Genomic DNA, 845 nt, shown 5'->3' with positions numbered 1-845 from the left:
CATCTCTACGTTTCCTCGTTTCGGTGCTGCATTTCATCCATCGTTCTCTGCCCTCGGCGCAGCTCCCCGGCCTTCACCGGAGGCCACGGCTTGCCGCCGTTGTACTTGCGCTGCAGACGCTTCGCCTCGCGCATGCTGGCCCGGACAATGAAGTCCGACACGCTCGCGTCACCCTCTTCGGTCTTGCCGGCATTCACGAAGGCGGCACGGACTTGGTCGGCCTGTTCCTCGGTGTAGTAGGGCGTGAACGCAGCAATCTTTTTTGGCTTCGCCATCACCACACGCTGGCCTTACTGGACTGCACGGAGCACCGGCGGCCACGGGTGCAGACTGTCCAGGTAGCCCTTCCCCAGCGACATGGACCCGTCCTGATTAAAGCGGACGTCGGAGTGCTGGTGACTTCCTCCGGCATGCGCGATGGCAGCAAGCAGGAGGTCGAGGTTATCCCGGTCAAGGCCTGGCACAAGGTCACCCAAAACTACCGGCACATCCTCGGCCAATGACGCAGCCAGGAGCAGGAAACGACGCTCCCCACCGGAGAGCACACCCGCCTCCTCTGGGATGGCTGTGAAGTCGATCCAGGCACTCACCTGGCCGGGGCCTTGCGGCTCGGTGCTGGTGTGCACCCATGGGTTACCGCGGGCGGCAAACTTCCCACCAAAGCCCCGTATCAGCAACTCTGTGGCTGCTTCGATTGTGTACATGCCCCTTGCCCAGGCGCGGAGGTCGTCTGCATGCGTCATGGTGGTATTTCCCTTTGCTCGTGGTCTGGGTTAGCGGGCGCTGCCTGTCGGGGTCAGCGTATCTGCTGACCCCGACAGATAGAGTGGTTAGAAAGGGGGTTC

1 protein-coding gene is annotated in these 845 nt (G+C 62.4%); it reads left to right on the top strand.

Annotated features, from left to right (window positions below; translation table 11 throughout):
- The coding region (locus ACIKT0_RS20020; protein ID WP_474998515.1) for a hypothetical protein at positions 1 to 503 on the top strand (503 nt) is incomplete at its 5' end.
- Between the last annotated feature and the right edge of the window lie 342 nt (positions 504 to 845).

This window comes from Hansschlegelia beijingensis (assembly GCF_045505405.1).
Lineage (GTDB): Bacteria > Pseudomonadota > Alphaproteobacteria > Rhizobiales > Methylopilaceae > Methylopila > Methylopila beijingensis_A.
The sequence above is the reverse complement of the archived record's forward strand: the minus strand, read 5'-3'. Positions and strand labels throughout refer to the sequence as shown.